Annotated in this window: 1 protein-coding gene; it reads left to right on the top strand. The window is 51.1% G+C overall.

Translation table 11 applies throughout. From position 1 onward, the window contains the following. Positions 1-568: ArsA family ATPase (locus ACYQ1H_RS15535; RefSeq protein ID WP_460028944.1), on the top strand; the 568-nt coding region annotated here is incomplete at both ends.

The raw sequence follows: 568 nt of genomic DNA, 5'->3' as shown, positions 1-568 counted from the left end.
GGTGTTGGTGGGGTTGGCTTACCTCTGTTTCTGAGCGCGGAATCAATTAGGCTTGTCTTCTTTTGCGGCAAAGGCGGTGTCGGCAAGACGACTTGCGCCACAAGTGCGGCGTTGCGGTTTGCCATCCAGAATCCAACTAAATCAGTACTGATATTATCCACTGACCCGGCTCATTCGCTGAAGATGGTGCTCGACGAAGGCGGGTATCCTGAAAACTTATCGGTGCTTGAGCTGGATGCTGCTTCGGCATTGCATGCCTTCAAGGATGACAATGAATCCTTGTTGAAAGAAATCGCGGATCGTGGCACTTTCCTGGATAAGGAGGATATTGAGAACTTGATGAGCCTTTCCATGCCCGGCATGGATGAGGTTGCCGCATATCTTGCTCTGTCCGATCTGGTCAATCAAGATGTCTATGACCGGATCTTTATCGATACTGCACCTACTGGGCATACTCTCAGATTCGTCCAGATGCCTGAATTGGCTAAGCGCTGGCTTGATGCCCTGGACGCGTTGCTGGCGAAGCATCGCTTCATGCGGCGGCGATTCGCAAAAAATGATGTTCTAG

The organism is Methyloparacoccus murrellii (assembly GCF_054657115.1).
Note: the sequence above shows the minus strand (reverse complement) of the source record. Positions and strands in the feature narration are given on the sequence as shown.